This is a genomic window from Herbidospora mongoliensis (genome assembly GCF_001570545.1).
GTDB classification, from domain to species: domain Bacteria; phylum Actinomycetota; class Actinomycetes; order Streptosporangiales; family Streptosporangiaceae; genus Herbidospora; species Herbidospora mongoliensis.
In genome coordinates this window covers 69,824-88,173 of record NZ_BBXD01000011.1, presented here as the reverse complement: position 1 = coordinate 88,173, position 18,350 = coordinate 69,824, and the positions used below count along the sequence as shown (strand labels likewise).

Here is an 18,350-nt window from a genome sequence, read left to right as displayed (position 1 = left end):
TCACCTCTCCTCGTGGTCGGAACCGAGTTGCGTGTCGATGAGCTGGAAGAGTTCGTCGTCGGTGGCGTCCTGGACACCGTTCGCCGCACCCGTGGGGGACACCAGCGCGAGCAGTGCCGACAGCCGGGCCGCGACGAGTTCCCGGTCGCGTTCGCCGAGCGCGGCGGCCGTCTCGGCCAGGGCGTCGAGCGCGGTCAGGGCCGGTCCCGCGCCGCCGGGGAGACGGAAGGCGAGCTCTCCGTGCAGGTGCGCGGCCAGCGCGTTCGGCGTCGGATGGTCGAACAGGAGCGTGGCCGGCAGCCGCAGCCCGGTCTCCACGGCCAGCCGGTTGCGCAGCTCGACCGCCGTCAGCGAGTCGAACCCGAGGTCGAGCAGCCCGCGCTCGGAGGGCACGGTCCTCCCCGAGGGCAGCCGCAGCACGTCGGCGACCAGATCCCTGACGCGGCTCAGCGCGAGTCCGGGCCGGTCCGCCGGCGGCGCGCCCGTCAGCGTCTTGACCAGCGCGGGAACGGTGTCCTGCTGCTTTCTCGCCATGGGTTTCGCCGGGAAGCGCACCAGTGAGCGGAGCAGGTGAGGCACCCGCTCGGCGTCCCCGGCCGCGCGCAGCGCCGCCGTGTCGATCCGGGCCGCGACCACGTTCGGGACGTCACCCGCAAGCGCGGCGTCGAAGAGGGCCAGCGCGTCGCCTGGGTCGAGCGGCGCGATGCCTGTGCGCGCGATCCTGGCGAGTTCGGCCGCGCCGAGCCCGGCGGCCATGCCGCCGTCCTGCGCCCACAGCCCCCAGGCGATGGACGTGGCCGGCAGGCCGCTCGCCCTTCGGTGCTGGGCGAGGGCGTCGAGGTAGGTGTTGGCGGCGGCGTAGTTGGCCTGTCCCGCGTTGCCGATGATCCCGGCGACCGAGGAGAACAGCACGAAGGCGTCCAGCGGCCGGTGCCGGGTGAAGTGGTGCAGGAAGTGCGCGGCGTCGGCCTTGGCGGTCAGCACGGTGTGCAGCCGTTCGGGGGTGAGGTCGGTGACGGTGGTGTCGTCGAGCGTGGCGGCGGCATGGACGACGGCGGTGAGCGGGTGGGCGGCGGGGATGCCGTCGAGCAGCCGCCGGAGCTGGATCGGGTCGGCGGTGTCACAGGCCGCCACCACGGGCGCGGCACCTAGGTCGGTGAGCCGCTGGATGAGCGCGCCGGCGGTGGGGGCGTCGGGGCCGCGCCTGCTGACGAGCAGCAGGTGGCGGACGCCGTAGCGGGTGACCAGATGCTCGGCGAGAATCGCGCCCAGCGATCCGGTCGCGCCGGTCAACAGAACCGTGCCTTCAGGGCGGAGCCGCCCACTGCCCGAGCGGGCCGTGGCGGGTTCCCCCAAGCTGGCCGTGATGGGTCTTAGCGCGGGTAGCAGGGCCTCGCCGTTGCGGAGGGCGATCTGGGGTTCCTGGAGGGCCAGTGCCTGGCCGGGATCTGCCGAGTCGTCGGTGTCGATGAGGACGAATCTGCCGGGGTGCTCGGTCTGTGCTGTGCGTACCAGGCCCCAGAGGGCCGACTGGGCCAGGCCGGTGATCGGGTCGTCGTCGAGCACGCCTACGGCGTTGTGGGTCAGTACCGCCAGCCTGGCCGGGACATCCTTCTCCAGCCAGGCCTGGACGACCTCCAGCACGGCCGAGGTGACCGGGCCGTAGCCGGTTCCGCGTAGGTCGAGCACCACGTCGCCGGGTCCGGGGGCGCGCAGATGGTCGAGCGCCTCTCCTGCCGTGCGGAGCAGCGTGTAGGGCACGGCGGTGCGGTGGGGCGTTCTGGTCCACTCGATTCGGTGGAGCGCCATCGCGTTCCTGATGGGTGCGGTGGTCCGCACGGTTTGCACGGCCAGTTCGGCCGTGAGGACTGCGTCGCCGTCCGGGGTCGTCAGGGACAGCGCGAACCGGTCGTCGCTCAAGGGGGTCAGCCGGGCTCTGATCGTGTCCGTCGCGGTGACGCCGCGGCGCACGCCCGTCCACGAGAACGGCAGCCTGATCTTGTCGCCTGCCAGGGCGAGGGGGTGCAGGGCGGCGTCCAGGAGTGCGGGGTGCAGGGGGAACTCGTCGGAGTCCGTGGGGAGTTCCAGTTCGGCGTGCAGGTCGTCGCCCTGCTGCCACAGCGCGCGCAGGCCTTGGAAGGCCGGGCCGTAGGCGTAGCCGAGAGCGGCCAGACGTTCGTAGGCGTCGTCGATGTCGACGGGCTCGCCGGGTGGCCACGGTTGAGGCGCGGGCGGATCTTCGGCGGTGTCTTCGGTGAGGTGGCCGGAGGCGTGCAGTGTCCACGTGGCGTCTGGTGCGTCGGCGCGGGAGTGGATGGTCAGGGGTCTGCGTCCGTCGGCGGCGGGGGCGGCGATCGCCACTTGGACGAGGGTCGCGCCGTCGGTGGGGATCGGCAGGGGGGCCAGCAGTGTGAGTTCGTCCACGACCGGAGTGCCGATGCGGTCGCCCGCGTGGAGGGCCAGGTCGAGCAGTGCCGTGGCGGGGAACAACGTCGTGCCCGCGATGGTGTGGTCGGCCAGCCAGGGATGGGTGCGGGTGGACAGGCGTCCGGTGAGGACGGTGCCATTGTCGCCCGCCAGGTCGACGGCCGAAGTCAGCAGCGGGTGGCCGGATGCGTCGGTGGCTCGCCTGTGCGGGGGGTTGAGCCAGTAGCGCTCGCGCTGGAAGGGGTAGGTGGGCAGGTCGGTGGACTGGGATGGGGAGGGGTGCTGCGTCCAGTCGACCTGGTGGCCGGTGGTGTGGAGGGTGGCGAGGGTTCGGGTGATGGCGAGGGGTTCGGGTTGGTCGCGGCGGAGGGTGGGGTGGGCGGTGTGGTCGGGGAGCAGAGCGGTGAGGACGGCGTCGGGGCCGACCTCGACGAACGTTCGGATGCCCGATTCGACGAGTGTGGCGATGGCGTCGGTGAAGCGGATGGGTTCGCGGACGTGTCTGACCCAGTGTTCGGGGTCGTCGAGTCCGCCGAGGTGGCCGGTGCGGTCGGAGACGATGGGGATCGTCGGCGGGTGGAATTCGAGGGTGTCGAGCACGGCGCGGAACTCGGTCAGCATGGGTTCCATCAGGGGTGAGTGGAAGGCGTGGCTGACGGTCAGGCGCTTGGTCTTGGCACCGTGGGCACGCTCGATGACCTGCTGGATCGCGGGGTCTGTGCCGGAGACGACGGTGGCGCGTGGTCCGTTGACGGCGGCGAGTCCGACTTGGTCGGTGAGTCCTTCGAGCAGGGGGAGTGTGTCGGTTTCGCTGAGGGAGAGTGCGGCCATGGCTCCGCCGGGCGGGAGTTGTTGCATGAGGCGGGCGCGGGCGGTGACGAGTTTGGCGGCGTTCGGGAGGTCGAGGATTCCGGCTATGTGGGCTGCGGCGATGGAGCCGACGGAGTGGCCGAGTACGGCGTCGGGGTGGAGTCCGTGGTGTTCGAGTAGCCGGTAGAGGGCGGTTTCGATGGCGAAGAGTGCGGGTTGGGTGTGGCCGGTCTGGTCGAGTAGGGCGGCTTCGGGGGTGCCTGGTTCGGCGAAGATGATTTCGCGGAGTCCGGGTTCCAGCTCGGCGAGGATCTCGTCGAGGGCGGTGGCGAAGACGGGTTCTGTTCGGTAGAGCTCGCGTCCCATGCCGGCGCGCTGGCTGCCCTGGCCGGTGAACAGGAAGGCGGTTTTCGGCTCGCCGGCCTCTCCTTGGATCAGCGCGTGGTGATGGTCTCCGTCGGAGAGCGCGGTGAGTGCGGCCAGAAGTTCGGCGCGGTCGCCGGTGACGACGGCGGCTCGGTGGGTCAACAGCGCCCGGCCGGTGGCCAGCGTGGGGGCGATGGCATGCGGGCTGAGAGCAGGCTCGGCGTAGAGGCGGTCGTACAGCCGGTGCGCCTGCGCCCGCAGCGCCTCAGGGCTGTGCGCCGACAAGAGAATCGGCACTGCCTCGGACACCGGGTTCGTCGTCACGACGGGGGTGGGTGCGGGCTCTGGTTCTTCGAGGACGACGTGGGCGTTGGTGCCGCTGATGCCGAACGACGAGACGGCGGCCCGGCGGGGGCGGTTCTCGTGCTGTGGCCACGGGGTGGACTCGGTGAGGAGGCGGAGGGCTCCGGTGTCCCAGTCGACGTGGGGGGTGGGTTCGTCCACGTGCAGGGTTCTGGGCAGGACTCCGTGGCGGAGGGCCTGGACCATCTTGATGATGCCGCCGACCCCGGCTGCTGCCTGCGTGTGGCCGATGTTGGACTTCAGCGAGCCCAGCCAGGCCGGTTCGTCCCGGTCTTGTCCGTAAGTGGCGAGGAGGGCTTGGGCTTCGATGGGGTCGCCGAGGCGGGTGCCCGTCCCGTGGGCCTCGATGGCGTCTACTTCGGAAGGGGCCAGTCCCGCGTTGGCGAGTGCTTGGCGGATGACGCGTTCCTGGGAGGGTCCGTTGGGGGCGGTCAGGCCGTTGGAGGCGCCGTCCTGGTTGATCGCGCTGCCGCGTACTACGGCGAGGATGGGGTGGCCGTTGCGCTGGGCGTCGGAGAGGCGTTCGACCAGGAGGAGGCCCGCGCCTTCTGACCAGCCGGTGCCGTCTGCTGCTGCGGCGAAGGCTTTGCAGCGGCCGTCGGTGGACAGGCCGCGCTGGCGGCTGAACTCGACGAAAGTCGCGGGGCTGGCCATCACCGTCACCCCGCCCGCCAGGGCGAGGTCGCACTCGCCCTGCCTCAGCGCCTGGGCCGCCAGGTGCAGGGCCACCAGCGAGGAGGAGCAGGCGGTGTCCACGGTGACCGCCGGGCCCTCCAGGCCGAACGTGTAGGCCACCCGGCCCGACGCCACGCTCCCGGCGCTGCCACTGACCAGGTAGCCCTCGAAGCCCTCGGGCGATCGGTCGGCCTGGTGCAGGCGTGCGCCGTAGTCGTTGTACATGACGCCGGCGAACACGCCCGTGCGCGAGCCCCGCAGCGTCCCGGGGTCGATGCCGGCGCGTTCGAAGGTCTCCCAGGCCGTTTCCAGGAGCAGGCGCTGCTGGGGGTCGATCGCCGCCGCCTCGCGGGGGCTGATGCCGAAGAAGTCGGCGTCGAATCCGGCTGCGCCGTACAGGAATCCGCCGTCGCGGGTGTAGCTGGTGCCGGGGGCGGCTGGGTCGGGGTCGTACAGGGAGTCGAGATCCCAGCCCCGGTCGGTGGGGAAGGGGCCGACGGCGTCGACGCCGCCTGCGACCAGCCGCCACAGGTCCTCCGGGGAGGCCACCTCGCCCGGGTAGCGGCAGGCCATGGCCACGATGACGACGGGATCGTCGGTGCGGGCGGCCGTCTTCACCACTTGGGGCTTCGGGGCCTCGTCCAGGAGGCGGGAGCGCAGCCAGGTGGCGAGGGACGCCGGGGTGGGGTGGTCGAAGACCAGGGTCGTGGGGAGTTTCAGGCCGACGGCGGTGCTCAGGCGGTTACGCAGGTCGACGGCAGACAGGGAGTCGAAGCCCAGATCGGTGAAGGCGCGTCCGGCCGCGACCGGGTCGGCGGACGCGTGTCCCAGCACGGTCGCCGCGGTCTCCCTGACCAGGTCCAGCAGGTCCCGGTCCGTTCCGGCGCGCGGCGTGGGTGCGGGGCGACGCGGTTTCTCCGGTACGAGCGATCGCAACGGCGGTGGGACGACCGCTCCCGGCGCGGCCAGTGCCTTGGTGTCCAGGCGGGCCGTCACCAGCACGGGGTGCCCGGCCCAGCCGGTTCGCAGGGCCGCGTCGAACAGGGTCAGCGCGTCGTCCTGGGTGAGCGGGGCGATGCCGTTCCTGGCCAGCCGGGCCAGGTCGGCTGCGGACAGGCGGGCGGCCATGCCGTCGTCCTGCTCCCACAGGCCCCAGGCGAGTGAGGTGGCGACCCTGCCCCGCGCGTGGCGGTGGTGGGCCAGGGCGTCGAGGTAGGCGTTGGCGGCGGCGTAGTTGGCCTGACCGGCGGTGCCGACGGTGCCGGTGATCGAGGAGAACAGGACGAAGGCGTCCAGGTCGTGGGTGAGGCGGCTCAGGTGGTCGGCGCCGTCGGCCTTGGCGGCCAGAACGGTGTGCAGCCGATCGGGGGTCAGGTCGGTGATCGTCGTGTCGTCGAGGACGGCCGCGGTGTGGATGACCGCGGTGAGCGGCCGGTCGGCGGGGACGGTGTCCAGGAGGCGGGCCAGCGCGGTCCTGTCGGCGATGTCGCAGGCGGCCAGTTCCGGGATGCCGCCCAGGGCGGTCAGCCGATGGAGGAGGTCCGCCGCGCCGGGGGCGTCGGGGCCGCGTCTGCTGACCAGCAGGAGGTGGCGGATGCCGTGCCGGGTGATGAGGCGTTCGGCGACGAGTCCGCCCAGAGAGCCGGTCGCGCCGGTGATCAGGACGGTCCCCTCCGGCCGCAGGCGGCTCGCGCCGGCGCCTACGCCGACTCTGGTCAGGCGGGGGACCAGGACGCGGCCGTCGCGGAGGGCGAACTGAGGTTCGTCCAGGGCCAGGGCGGCGGGGAGAGCCTGGTCGGAGGCGGCGGTCCCGTCGGTGTCGACCAAGGTGAACCTGCCGGGGTGCTCGCTCTGGGCGGTGCGGACCAGACCCCAGACCGCTGCCTGGCCCGGTTCTTCCACGGGCTCGTCGCGGCGGGTGGCGACGGCCTGGGTGGTGACGAAGGCCAGCCGGGGGGTGTCGCCGGACAGTCGGGCCTGGATCAGTGCGAGCGCCCATTCGGCCGTTTGGCCTGCTGAGCCGAGTGGCACGTGCGCTAGGTCGGTCGCGGCCCCGCTTTCGCCGGAGAGCCCGGTGGGGAGCGCGGCGGGACGCGCGGAGGGCGTGCCGTTCAACGGGGGCTGCCAGGTCAGCTCGTAGGCGGGAGCCGTCCGCGCACCGGCACGCAGGACCACCTTCTCGATCGAGGCGACCGGGCGGCCCGCCGGGTCGGACAGGGTCAGCGTCGCGCTGTCCTGGTCGGTCAGGTCGATCCGGACCCGCAGCCCGGTCGCGCCGGAGGCGTGCAGCCGCACGCCCGACCAGGAGAACGGCAGCCGCAGTCCTGAGCCGTCGCCCGTCACGGGCAGCGGGTGCAAGGCGGCGTCCAGCAGCGCGGGGTGCAGCGCGAACCGGTCGTCTTCCGGGAGGTCGAGCGCGACCTCGGTGAAGATCGTGCGACCGGACCGCCAGGCCGCCCGCACGTTCCGGAACGCGGGACCGTATTCGTAGCCGAGATCCGCGAGGGTCGCGTACCACTCGTCCACATCCACCGGCTCGGCCCCCGGCGGCGGCCAGGCCTCCGCGTGAACGTCGGGGACGGGGCCTTCGGTGGTGAGGTGGCCGGAGGCGTGCCGGGTCCACGGCTCGTCGCCGGTGGTTCTGGCGTGGACGGCGAACGCGCGCCGGCCGTCGTCGCCCGCCGGTTCCACCAGCACCTGGAACCGGGCCGGGAGGAGCAGGGGCGCTTCGAGGGTCAGTTCGTCCACGACCGGAACACCCACGTGAGCGCCCGCCTGGAGGACCGCGTCGGCGAAGAACGCCCCGGGGAGCGGGGTCGTGCCTGCGATGCGATGGTCGGCCAGCCACGGGTGCGCGCCCGGCGACAGGTGGCCCGCGAACAGCACACCGCCGTCGGCCAGCTCGGTGACCTGCGAGAAGAGGCTCTCCTGGGGGGTGGCGTCCAGCCAGTAGCGGGCCCGCTGGAAGGGATAGGTGGGCAGGTCGGCCGGTGGGGTGCCGTCCACTATGAGCCGGGTGAAGTCGAGGGGGGTTCCCTTCGTGTACGCCGCCACGATCGCCGCCCACAGGGTGCCGGCTTCGGCGTGGTCACGCCGGAGCAGCGGGATCCCGTCCCCGGTGAGGGCGCTCAGCACGGCGTCGGGGCCCAGTTCGAGGCTCGTGGTGACGTGGTGGGCCCGCAGGGTGGCGACCGCGTCGTGGAACCGCACCGGACGGCGGATCTGACCGGCCCAGTACGCCGGGTCGGCGAGTTCCTCCGCCGTGGCGATCCGGCCGGTGACCGTGCTGACGATCGGGACGGCCGGAGGGCGGTAGGCAAGGGTGGCCGCGACGGCGCGGAACTCGTCCAGGACCGGGTCCATGTGCGGGGAATGGAAGGCGTGACTGACCGTCAGCGACCGGACCCGGCGGCCCTGTTCGGCGAACCGGGCGGCGACCGCCTGGGCGGTCGCGGCGTCGCCCGCGATGACGATCGCGTTCTCACCGTTGACGGCGGCCAGGTCGAGGCCCTCGGTGAGGTGGGGGCGGATCTCCTCCTCGGTGGCCTCGACGGCGATCATCGCCCCGCCCGCCGGAGCGGCGTGCATGAGCCGGGCGCGGGCGGTGACCAGCGTGGCGGCGTCGGCCAGATCCAGGACACCGGCTACGTGGGCGGCGGTGACCTCGCCGATGGAGTGGCCGGTGAGGAGGTCGGGCCGGATGCCCAGATGTTCCAGCAGCCGGAAGAGAGCGGTTTCGAGGGCGAAGAGGGCGGGCTGGGTGTGGCGGGTCTCGTCCAGGAGAGCGGCTTCCCGGCTGCCGGGTTCGGCGAAGATGATCTCCCGGAGCCCGGGTTCCAGAGCGGCGAGGACCTCGTCGAGGGCGGCGGCGAAGACGGGTTCTGTCTGGTAGAGCTCGCGTCCCATGCCCGCGCGCTGGCTGCCCTGGCCCGTGAACAGGAAAGCGGTCCGGGGCTGGGTCGCGGCCTCCCCCCGGACGATCGCCGGATGGTCTCCGCCTTCGGCCAGCACGCCGAGAGCGGACACAAGCCCGTCCCGGTCGGCCGCGACGACGGCGGCGCGGTGCGGGAGATGCGCACGGGCGGTGGCGAGGGTGCGCGCGACGGCTCGGAGGCCGAGGTCGGGGCGAGTGGCGAGGTGGTCACGCAACTGCCCGGCTTGGGCGCGCAGGGCCTCGGGGCTGTGAGCCGAGAGGAGAACGGGCACCGGGCTGGGCGTTCTGTCGGGCTCCAGGATCGGCGCTGGGCCGCGTGTCGCGTCGGTCTCTCGGCCAGGCACCCTTCCGGGCGCTGCGCCGGACTCTGAGGCCGGTGCCTCTCCAGGCGTTGCTCCCGGTGTCGCTGCAGGTCCTTGCGTTGGCGACGGGCCGGGCGCTGCTGTTGATGACGGGTTCGACAGGCGGTCGGGAGCCGGTTCGGGCGCGACGTGTGCCGCGGCGGGTGAGTTCTCTGGTTCTTCCAGGACGACGTGGGCGTTGGTGCCGCTGATGCCGAAGGAGGACACCGCTGCCCGTCTGGGGCGGTCGTCGTGTCGGTCCCATGGTTGTGCGTCGGTGAGAAGGCGGACCGCGCCGCTCTCCCAGTCGACGTGAGGGCTGGGTTCGTCCACGTGCAGGGTCTTGGGGAGAAGCCCGTGCCGCATGGCGTGGACCATCTTGATGATCCCGCCGACTCCGGCCGCCGCCTGCGTGTGCCCGATGTTCGACTTCAGCGACCCCAGCCACAGCGGACGGTCCGCCGGACGGTCCTGGCCGTAGGTGGCCAGCAGGGCCTGGGCCTCGATCGGGTCGCCCAGCCGGGTGCCCGTCCCGTGCGCCTCCACGGCGTCCACATCGGCAGGGGACAGGCCCGCGCCCGCGAGCGCCTGCCGGATGACGCGCTCCTGGGCGGGACCGTTGGGCGCGGTCAGGCCGTTCGACGCGCCGTCCTGGTTGACCGCCGTGCCGCGCACGACCGCGAGGACGGGGTGGCCGTTCCGCCGGGCGTCCGAGAGGTGTTCGACCAGGAGCAGGCCCGCGCCCTCCGACCAGCCGGTGCCGTCGGCCGCCGCCGCGAAGGCCTTGCACCGCCCGTCGGCCGACAGGCCGCGCTGGCGGCTGAACTCGACGAAGGTCCCCGGCGCGGCCATCACGGTCACGCCGCCCGCCAGCGCCAGGTCGCACTCGCCCCGGCGCAGCGCCTGCACGGCCAGGTGCAGCGCCACCAGCGACGACGAGCAGGCCGTGTCGACGGTCACCGCCGGGCCCTCCAGCCCGAACGTGTAGGCCAGCCGTCCCGTCAGCACGCTCCCGGTGTTGCCCGTCAGCAGGTAGCCCTCGAGGTCTTTGGGCGCCCGCGTCAGCCGTGCCGCGTAGTCGTTGTACATGACCCCGGCGAAGACGGCGGTCCGCGAGCCGCGTACCGAATCGGGGGCGATGCCGGCCCGCTCGAACGTCTCCCACGCCGTCTCCAGCAGCAGCCGCTGCTGCGGGTCGATGGCCGCCGCCTCGCGGGGGCTGATGCCGAAGAACCCGGGGTCGAAGTCCGCGGCGTCGTACAGGAAACCGCCCTGTTCGGTGTACGACGTCCCGATGTGGTCCGGGTCGGGGTCGTACAGAGAATCGAGATCCCACCCCCGGTCGGCGGGGAAGGGGCCGACGGCGTCGACGCCGCCCGCGACCAGCCGCCACAGCTCCTCGGGAGTGGCGACCCCGCCGGGATACCGGCAGGCCATGCCGACGATGACGACCGGATCCTCGTCCAGCACCCGCCTTTCCAGCGCGGTCTCGCGGGTCGTCGCGCCGGGGAGCAGACCGGTCAGGTAGGTCGTGAGCGCGTCCGCCGACGGGTGGTCGAAGGTGACCGTGGTGGGCAGCCGCAGTCCGGTCACCGTGCCGAGCCGGTTGCGCAACTCGACCCCGGTGAGCGAGTCGAAGCCCAGATCCCGGAACGCGCGGCCGGAGTCGATGCCGGTCGTGCCGGCGTGACCCAGCACGTCCGCGACCGCCGTGAGCACTGTCTCGGCGACGGCCCGGGGCCGCTCGGGGGCGGCCAGGGCCGCGACCCGGTCCACCCACGACCCGGCCACCCGCTTCTCCGCCCTGCGCCGGACCGCCGGAACGAGCCCGCGCAGCGTCGCGGGCAGCGGCCCTCCGGACGCGCGGCGCCGTAGTGCGGCGAGGTCGATCGCCGCCGGTACGACCAGAGCCTCGCCCCCCGCCCCGAGCGCTGCGTCGAACAGCGCAAGGCCACGGGCCTCCGTGAGCGGGGACAGACCCGAGCGCGTCCAGCGGGACCGCGCGGCGGTGTCCAGCGTGCCGCCCATCCCCTGGCCCTGCTCCCAGAGCCCCCAGGCGAGCGAGAGCGCGGGCAGGCCGCCGGCCCGGCGGTGCAGGGCGAGCGCGTCGAGGTAGGCGTTGGCGGCGGCGTAGTTGGCCTGTCCCGCCGTGCCGACGAGCCCGGTGACGGACGAGAACAGGACGAACGCCGTCAACGGCAGGTCCCGGGTCAGCTCGTGGAGGTGCGCGGCGGCGTCCGCCTTCGGCCGCAGCACGGAGTCCAGCCGTTCCTCGGTCAGCGACTCCAGCGTGCCGTCGTCGAGCGCGCCCGCCAGGTGCACCACGGCACTGAGGTCCTGTACGGACGCCAGCACCGCCGCCAGGGCCTCCCGGTCGGCGACGTCCACGGCGGCGAACTTCGCGTCGGCGCCCGCCTCGGCCAGTTCGCGGGCGAACTCGGCGGCCCCTTCGGCGTCGGGGCCGCTCCGGCTGAGCAGCAGCAGGCGCCGCACGCCGTGCCGCTGGACCAGGTGGCGTACGAGGGGCCGCGCCAGCCCACCTGTCCCGCCGGTGACCAGGACCGTCCCGTCTCCGAACGTCGTCGCCGGACCCGAGGGCTCCGCGCGGGTCAGCCGGGGGACCAGGATCACACCGTCGCGGACCGCGAACTGAGGTTCGTCGACGGAGAGGGCGCTGCTCCGGGTGTCCGGCGGCACATCGGCGACGGCGAACCTGCCGGGCTGCTCGGTCTGCGCCGCCCGCAGCAGGCCCCACACGGCGGCCTGCCATGGATCGTCGACCCGATCGCCCTCGACGGCGGCGACCGCGCCGTGGGTGAGGAAGAGCAGCCGGGTGTCGGCCGACTCCTGGATGGCGCGCAGGACGAACGCTGCCGCGCCCCGTCCGGACGGGACCCGGATCACCGCGACACCGGGATCGGCTGACGGCGTGGTCTCGGGGATCGGGGTCCAGGTGAGGCGGTGCAGGTCGGCGAGAGAGGCGCCGAGGGAGGCGGCGGGGATCCGGCGCAGGTCCACGGAGGCGGCCGTGAGCACCGGGAGGCCGGTGTCGTCGGTGGCGTCCAGCTTCCAGCCACCGGTCGGCGTGGGTGACCAGGTGATCCGCAACGTCCGGGCGCCCGTGGCCGAGAGCTCCACGCCCGACCACGAGAACGGCACGGGCAACCCGTTCGCCGCCGCGTTCTCCCGGCCTGCGATGGGGGATCGCGCGAGCGGTCTGTTCGCCGCCGTGAGTTGCCGGCTCACGAGTGGGTGCAGCGCCGCATCGAGTAGTGCGGGGTGCAGTGCGAACTCACCGGAGTCTGTGAGGAGTTCTAGCTCGGCGTATAGGTGGTCGCCCTGCCGCCAGGCCGCCCGGACGCCCTGGAAGTCGGGGCCGTAGGCGTAACCCGCGTCGGCCAGTTCGGAGTAGAGCAGGTCGGGGTCGATCGGGTCCGCGCCGGCGGGCGGCCACGCGGTGGGCGCGGGGACGTGGGTGGTCGTGGCGGGGGAGAGCAGGCCGGTCGCGTGGCGGTGCCACGGCTCGTCCGGGCGGTCGGGTCTCGCGTGGATGCTCAGTGCGCGGGCGCCGTCGTCGGCTCGGGGGCCGACGATCACCTGAAGCGCCACCCAGCCCCGGTCCGGCAGGACGAGCGGCGACTCGATCGTCAGCTCCTCGACCCGGGGAGATCCCGCGCGGTCGCCCGCAGCCAGGGCGAGGTCGACGAACGCCGTTCCCGGCAGCAGCACGGCCTCGGCGATCCGGTGGCCGGTCAGCCAGGGGTGGGCGTCCAAGGAGAGGCGTCCGGTGAGGAGCAGGCCCTCGTCGTCGGCGCGGTCGACCGACGCGCTGAGGAACGGATGGCCGAGCGGCTCCGGTCCGGCGTGTGGCCTGCTCGTCAGCCAGTAGCGCTCGCGTTGGAAGGGGTAGGTGGGCAGGTCGGTGGACCGGGGTGGGGTGAGGTGTGTCGTCCAGTCGACCTGGTGGCCGGTGGTGTGGAGGGCGGCGAGGGTTCGGGTGATGGCCTGGGGTTCGGGTTGGTCGCGGCGGAGGGTGGGGTGGGCGGTGTGGTCGGGGAGCAGAGCGGTGAGGATCGCGTCGGGGCCGACCTCGACGAACGTTCGGATGCCGGATTCGGCCAGGGTGTCGATGCCGTCGGCGAAGCGGATGGGTTCGCGGACATGCCTGACCCAGTGCTCGGGATCGTCGAGTCCGCCGAGGTGGCCGGTGCGGTCGGAGACGACGGGGATTGTCGGGGCGGAGAACTCCAGCGTGTCGAGCACGGCGCGGAACTCGGCCAGCATGGGTTCCATCAGGGGTGAGTGGAAGGCGTGGCTGACGGTCAGGCGCCTGACCTTTATGCCGTCGGCGCGTTCGATGACCTGCTGGACGGCGTCCAGGCTGCCCGAGACGACGGTGGCACGTGGTCCGTTGACGGCGGCGAGTCCGACTTGGTCGGTGAGTCCTTCGAGCAGGGCGAGTGTGTCGGTTTCGCTGAGGGAGAGTGCGGCCATGGCTCCGCCGGGCGGGAGTTGTTGCATGAGGCGGGCGCGGGCGGTGACGAGTTTGGCGGCGTTCGGGAGGTCGAGGATTCCGGCTATGTGGGCTGCGGCGATGGAGCCGACGGAGTGGCCGAGTACGGCGTCGGGGTGGAGTCCGTGGTGTTCCAGGAGCCGGTAGAGGGCGGTTTCCAGGGCGAAGAGTGCGGGTTGGGTGTGGCGGGTCTGGTCGAGTAGGGCGGCTTCGGGGGTGCCTGGTTCGGCGAAGATGATTTCGCGGAGTCCGGGTTCCAGCTCGGCGAGGATCTCGTCGAGGGCGGCGGTGAAGACGGGTTCTGTTCGGTAGAGCTCGCGGCCCATGCCGGCCCGCTGGCTGCCCTGTCCGGTGAACAGGAAAGCGGTGCGGGGACGATGGCCCGCCACGCCACGGACCAGCGCCGGGTGGTGCCCGTCGTCGGCCAAAGCGGTCAGGGCGGCCAGGAGTTCGGCGCGGTCACCGGTGAGAACGGCGGCGCGGTGGGTGAGCGCGGCCCTGCCGGTGGCCAGGACGTGGGCGGTGGCGGCGAGGTCGAGATCAGGATCGGCGGTCAGGTGGCCGTGCCACCGGCGGGCCTGGTCGGCGAGAGCCTGTGGTGAGTGCGCCGAGAGCGACCAGGGCAACGGCCGCCCGGCCCCACTGCCGGCGTCGGAGCCGATGGCGGGTTCTTCCAGGACGACGTGGGCGTTGGTGCCGCTGATGCCGAACGACGAGACGGCGGCCCGGCGTGGCCGGTTCGCGTCCTGTGGCCATTCGACCGGCTCGGTGAGGAGTTTGAGGCCGTCGCCCCAGCGCACGTGTGGGGTCGGGGCGTCCACGTGCAGAGTGCGAGGCAGCAGGCCGTGCCGCATCGCCTGCACCATCTTGATGATTCCGCCGACACCGGCCGCCGCCTGGGTGTGCCCGATGTTCGATTTCAGCGAGCCCAGCCATGCGGGCCGGTCCGCAGGCCGGTCCTGTCCATATGTCGCGATCAGCGCCTCGGCCTCGATGGGGTCGCCGAGGCGGGTTCCGGTGCCGTGGGCTTCGATGGCGTCCACGTCGGAGGGGGTCAGTCCGGCGTTGGCGAGCGCTTGCCGGATGACCCTTTCCTGGGAGGGTCCGTTGGGGGCGGTCAGGCCGTTGGAGGCGCCGTCCTGGTTGATCGCGCTGCCGCGTACTACGGCGAGGATGGGGTGGCCGTTGCGCTGGGCGTCGGAGAGGCGTTCGACGAGGAGGAGGCCTGCGCCTTCTGACCAGCCTGTGCCGTCTGCTGCTGCGGCGAAGGCTTTGCAGCGGCCGTCGGTGGACAGGCCGCGCTGGCGGCTGAACTCCACGAACATGCCGGGCGTCGCCATCACGGTCACTCCGCCTGCCAGCGCCAGGTCGCACTCGCCCTGCCGCAGGGACTGCACGGCCAGGTGCAGTGCCACCAGCGAGGAGGAGCAGGCGGTGTCCACGGTGACCGCCGGGCCCTCCAGGCCGAACGTGTAGGCCACCCGGCCTGAGGCGACGCTGACCGTGCCGCCGGTGAGCAGGTAGCCGTCGGAGCCCTCGGCGGGTTCGTGCAGGCGGGGTCCGTAGTCCTGCGAGGTGCCGCCGATGAACACGGCGGTGCGTGAGCCGCGCAGCGTCCCCGGGTCGATGCCGGTCCGTTCGAAGGTCTCCCAGGCCGTCTCCAGCAGCAGGCGCTGCTGGGGGTCGATGGCGGCGGCCTCCCTCGGGCTGATGCCGAAGAAGCCGGCGTCGAAGGTGGTGGCGTCGTACAGGAAACCGCCCTGCCGGGTGTAGCTGGTGCCGGGGGTGGCGGGGTCGGGGTCGTACAGGGCGTCGAGATCCCAGCCTCGGTCGGCGGGGAAGGGGCCGACGGCGTCGACACCGTCGGCGACCAGCCGCCACAGCTCCTCGGGCGACTCCGCGCCGCCGGGATACCGGCAGGCCATGCCCACGATGACGATGGGATCGCCGGTGTTGACGGCCGTCGTCGCGAGCCTGACCTGATCGGGGGCGCCGGCCAGTTCCGACCGCAGTGACGCGACGACCGCGTGGGGGGTCGGGTGGTTGTAGACCAGTGCCGTCGGCAGGTTCAGCCCGGTCGCCTCGGCGAGTCGCTCGCGGAGTTCGACGGCGGCCACCGAGTCGAAGCCCAGGTCCTTGAAGGTGTGGTCGCCGTCGACCGCGTCACCGGTCACGTGCCCCAGCACGATGGCCGTCTGGGTCAGCACCAGGTCGAGCAGGTCAAGCGCGGGGCCGTCTGCGTCCCTGAACGAGTGGCGGTCCTGGGACGCGGGGGTTGATCGCCGTGCCACCCGTCCGGTTGCCTGCCCGGTCAGCTCCTCGTGGGGGGCGTCCACATCTGCGAACCAGTGGCGGTCTCGCTGGAATGCGTAGGTCGGCAGTGGTAGCGGCCGGCCGCCCGCGAGGCCGCCGAAGTCGACGTCGGTGCCCCGCACATGCGCGGACGCCAGTGCGCGCAGGAGGGTGGCCGGCTCAGGACGGCCGCGTCGCAGCACCGCGTGACCGCCCGGGACCAGGGCGGACAGTACGGCGTCCGGGCCCAGTTCGAGGAACGTGGTCACGCCGTCGCCGCGCAGGGTGGTGACGGCGTCGTGGAATCGCACGGGACGCCGGATGTGCCGGGTCCAGTAGGCAGGGTCGGTGAGCTGCTCCGTCGTGGCGATTCGCCCGGTCACGTTGCTGATGACTGGGATGTCCGGTGCTCGGTAGGCGAGGGTGGCGGCGACGGCGCGGAACTCGTCCAGGACCGGGTCCATGTGGGCCGAGTGGAAGGCGTGGCTCACTTTCAGCGCCCGGGTCCGCCTGCCCTGCGCGGCGAACAGCCCGGCCACCCTCGCGACCGCCTCGGCGTCGCCGGACACCACCGCCGCGTTCGGCCCGTTGACCGCGGCGAGGTCCACGCCGTCGCCGAGGTGCGGGCGGATCTCCTCCTCGGTCGCCTCGACCGCCACCATCGCGCCGCCCGAGGGCGCCGACCACATCAGCCGGGCCCGCGCCGCGACCAGGGCCGCCGCGTCCGGCAGCGACAGCACCCCGGCCACGTGGGCGGCGGTCACCTCGCCGATGGAGTGGCCGGTGACCACGTCGGGCCGGACGCCACGGTGCGCCAGCAGCCGGAACAGCGCCGTCTCCAGCGCGAACAGGGCGGGCTGGGTGTAGCGGGTCTCGTCCAGGGGCCCGCTTTCGATGATCTCCGTGAGCGGCAGGTCCAGGTGGGGGTCGAGCGCCGCGGCCACCTCGTCGAAGGCGGCGGCGAACACCGGTTCGGCCCGGTAGAGCTCGGCGCCCATGCCCGCGTACTGGCTGCCCTGTCCGGTGAACAGGAACGCCGTCCGGGGCTGCGGCACCGCGTCCCCGCGCACCACCGACGGATGCTCCCGCCCCTCGGCGACCGCCCTGAGCCCGTCGGCGAGCCCGTCGAGGTCCTCGGCCAGCACCACGGCGCGGCTCGCGAACCGGGTCCTGGTCACGGCCAGCGAGTACGCGAGATCGACCGCCCGGCCGCGCGGCTCACGGGCCAGCCGGTCGGCCTGCGCCCGCAGCGCCGCCGCGTCCCGCCCGGACACCACGAACGGCAGCAGCGGTCCAGGAGTCTGTAAAGCCGGTGTCACCGCCGCCGGTGCCGTCTTGGACGCCGACCGCGGGGGTGCCTCCGCCACCACGACGTGGGCGTTCGTGCCGCCCATGCCGAACGAGCTGACTCCCGCCACCGCGCGCCCCTCCAGCGGCCACGCCACCGGCTCGGTCGCCACCCGCAGCCCCAGCTCATCGAGCGGGATCGCCGGGTTCGGCTCGCGGAAGTTCAGGCTCGCGGGAACCCGGCGGTGCCGGACGGCCAGCACCGTCTTGAGCAGGCCGGTCAGCCCGGCCGCGCCCTCCAGGTGGCCCACGTTCGTCTTCACCGACCCGACCAGCAGCGGGCGTGAAGAACCGAGGGCGGCGGCCAGGGCCGCGGCCTCGATCGGGTCGCCCACCGGGGTGCCGGTGCCGTGCAGTTCCACGTAGCCAACATCGGCGGGGGTGGTGCCGGCGCGGGTGTGCGCGGCCCGGATCACCGCCTCCTGGGCGGCGCGGCCGGGGACGGTCAGTCCGGGCGACGCGCCGTCGTTGTTGACCGCGCCGCCGAGGAGCACCGCGTGGACCCGGTCGCCGTCGGCCAGTGCGCGGTCCAGCGGCTTGAGCAGGACGGCCACTCCGCCCTCGCCGCGCACGTAGCCGTTGGCGCGGGCGTCGAAGGTGAAGCAGCGGCCGTCCGGGGACAGGGCGCCGAAACCGGCGCTGCGCGCCTGGCTGTCGGGGGACAGGATCAGGTTCACGCCGCCGACCAGGGCCAGGTCCGACTCGCCCCGGCGCAGGCTCTCGCTCGCCAGGTGCACCGCCACCAGCGACGACGACTGCGCCGCGTCGACGGTCAGGCTGGGGCCCGTCAGGCCGAGCACGTAGGAGAGCCGGTTGGCGAGCAGGCCCCGGCTGAGGCCGGTCATCGCGTGCCGGCCGGGCCGTGCGCCGCCCTGGTGGTGGAGGGTGGCGTAGTCGTCCCAGAGGGCGGCGGCGAAGACGGCGGTGCGGCTGCCGGCCAGCGAGGCGGGCACGATCCCGGCCTCCTCCAAAGCCTCCCAGCCCAGTTCGAGCAGGAGCCGCTGCTGCGGGTCCATCGCCGCCGCCTCCTTCGGCGAGATGCCGAAGAAGGCGGCGTCGAAGCGGTCGACCTCGTCGAGGTAGGCTCCGCGCGCCTCGTCCAGGCCGCGCCCGACGGGGGCGCCGCCGACCGCGTCGCGGCCTTCCGACAGCAGCCGCCAGAAGGCGGCGGGGTCCGCCGCGCCCGGCAGCCGGCAGGCCAGGCCGATCACGGCGATGGGTGTGCTGGTGTGGGAGTCGGACATACAACGCAGCTTGGCCCGAACCGCTAATGATGGCCTTG

The 18,350-nt window shown here is 73.2% G+C and carries 1 protein-coding gene; it reads right to left on the bottom strand.

Annotation, left to right across the window (positions count from 1 at the left end):
• Entirely contained in the window at positions 1–18,312 is an 18,312-nt protein-coding gene (locus AW272_RS45985; protein WP_066363856.1) for an SDR family NAD(P)-dependent oxidoreductase, read from the bottom strand.
• Positions 18,313–18,350: the final 38 nt, after the last annotated feature.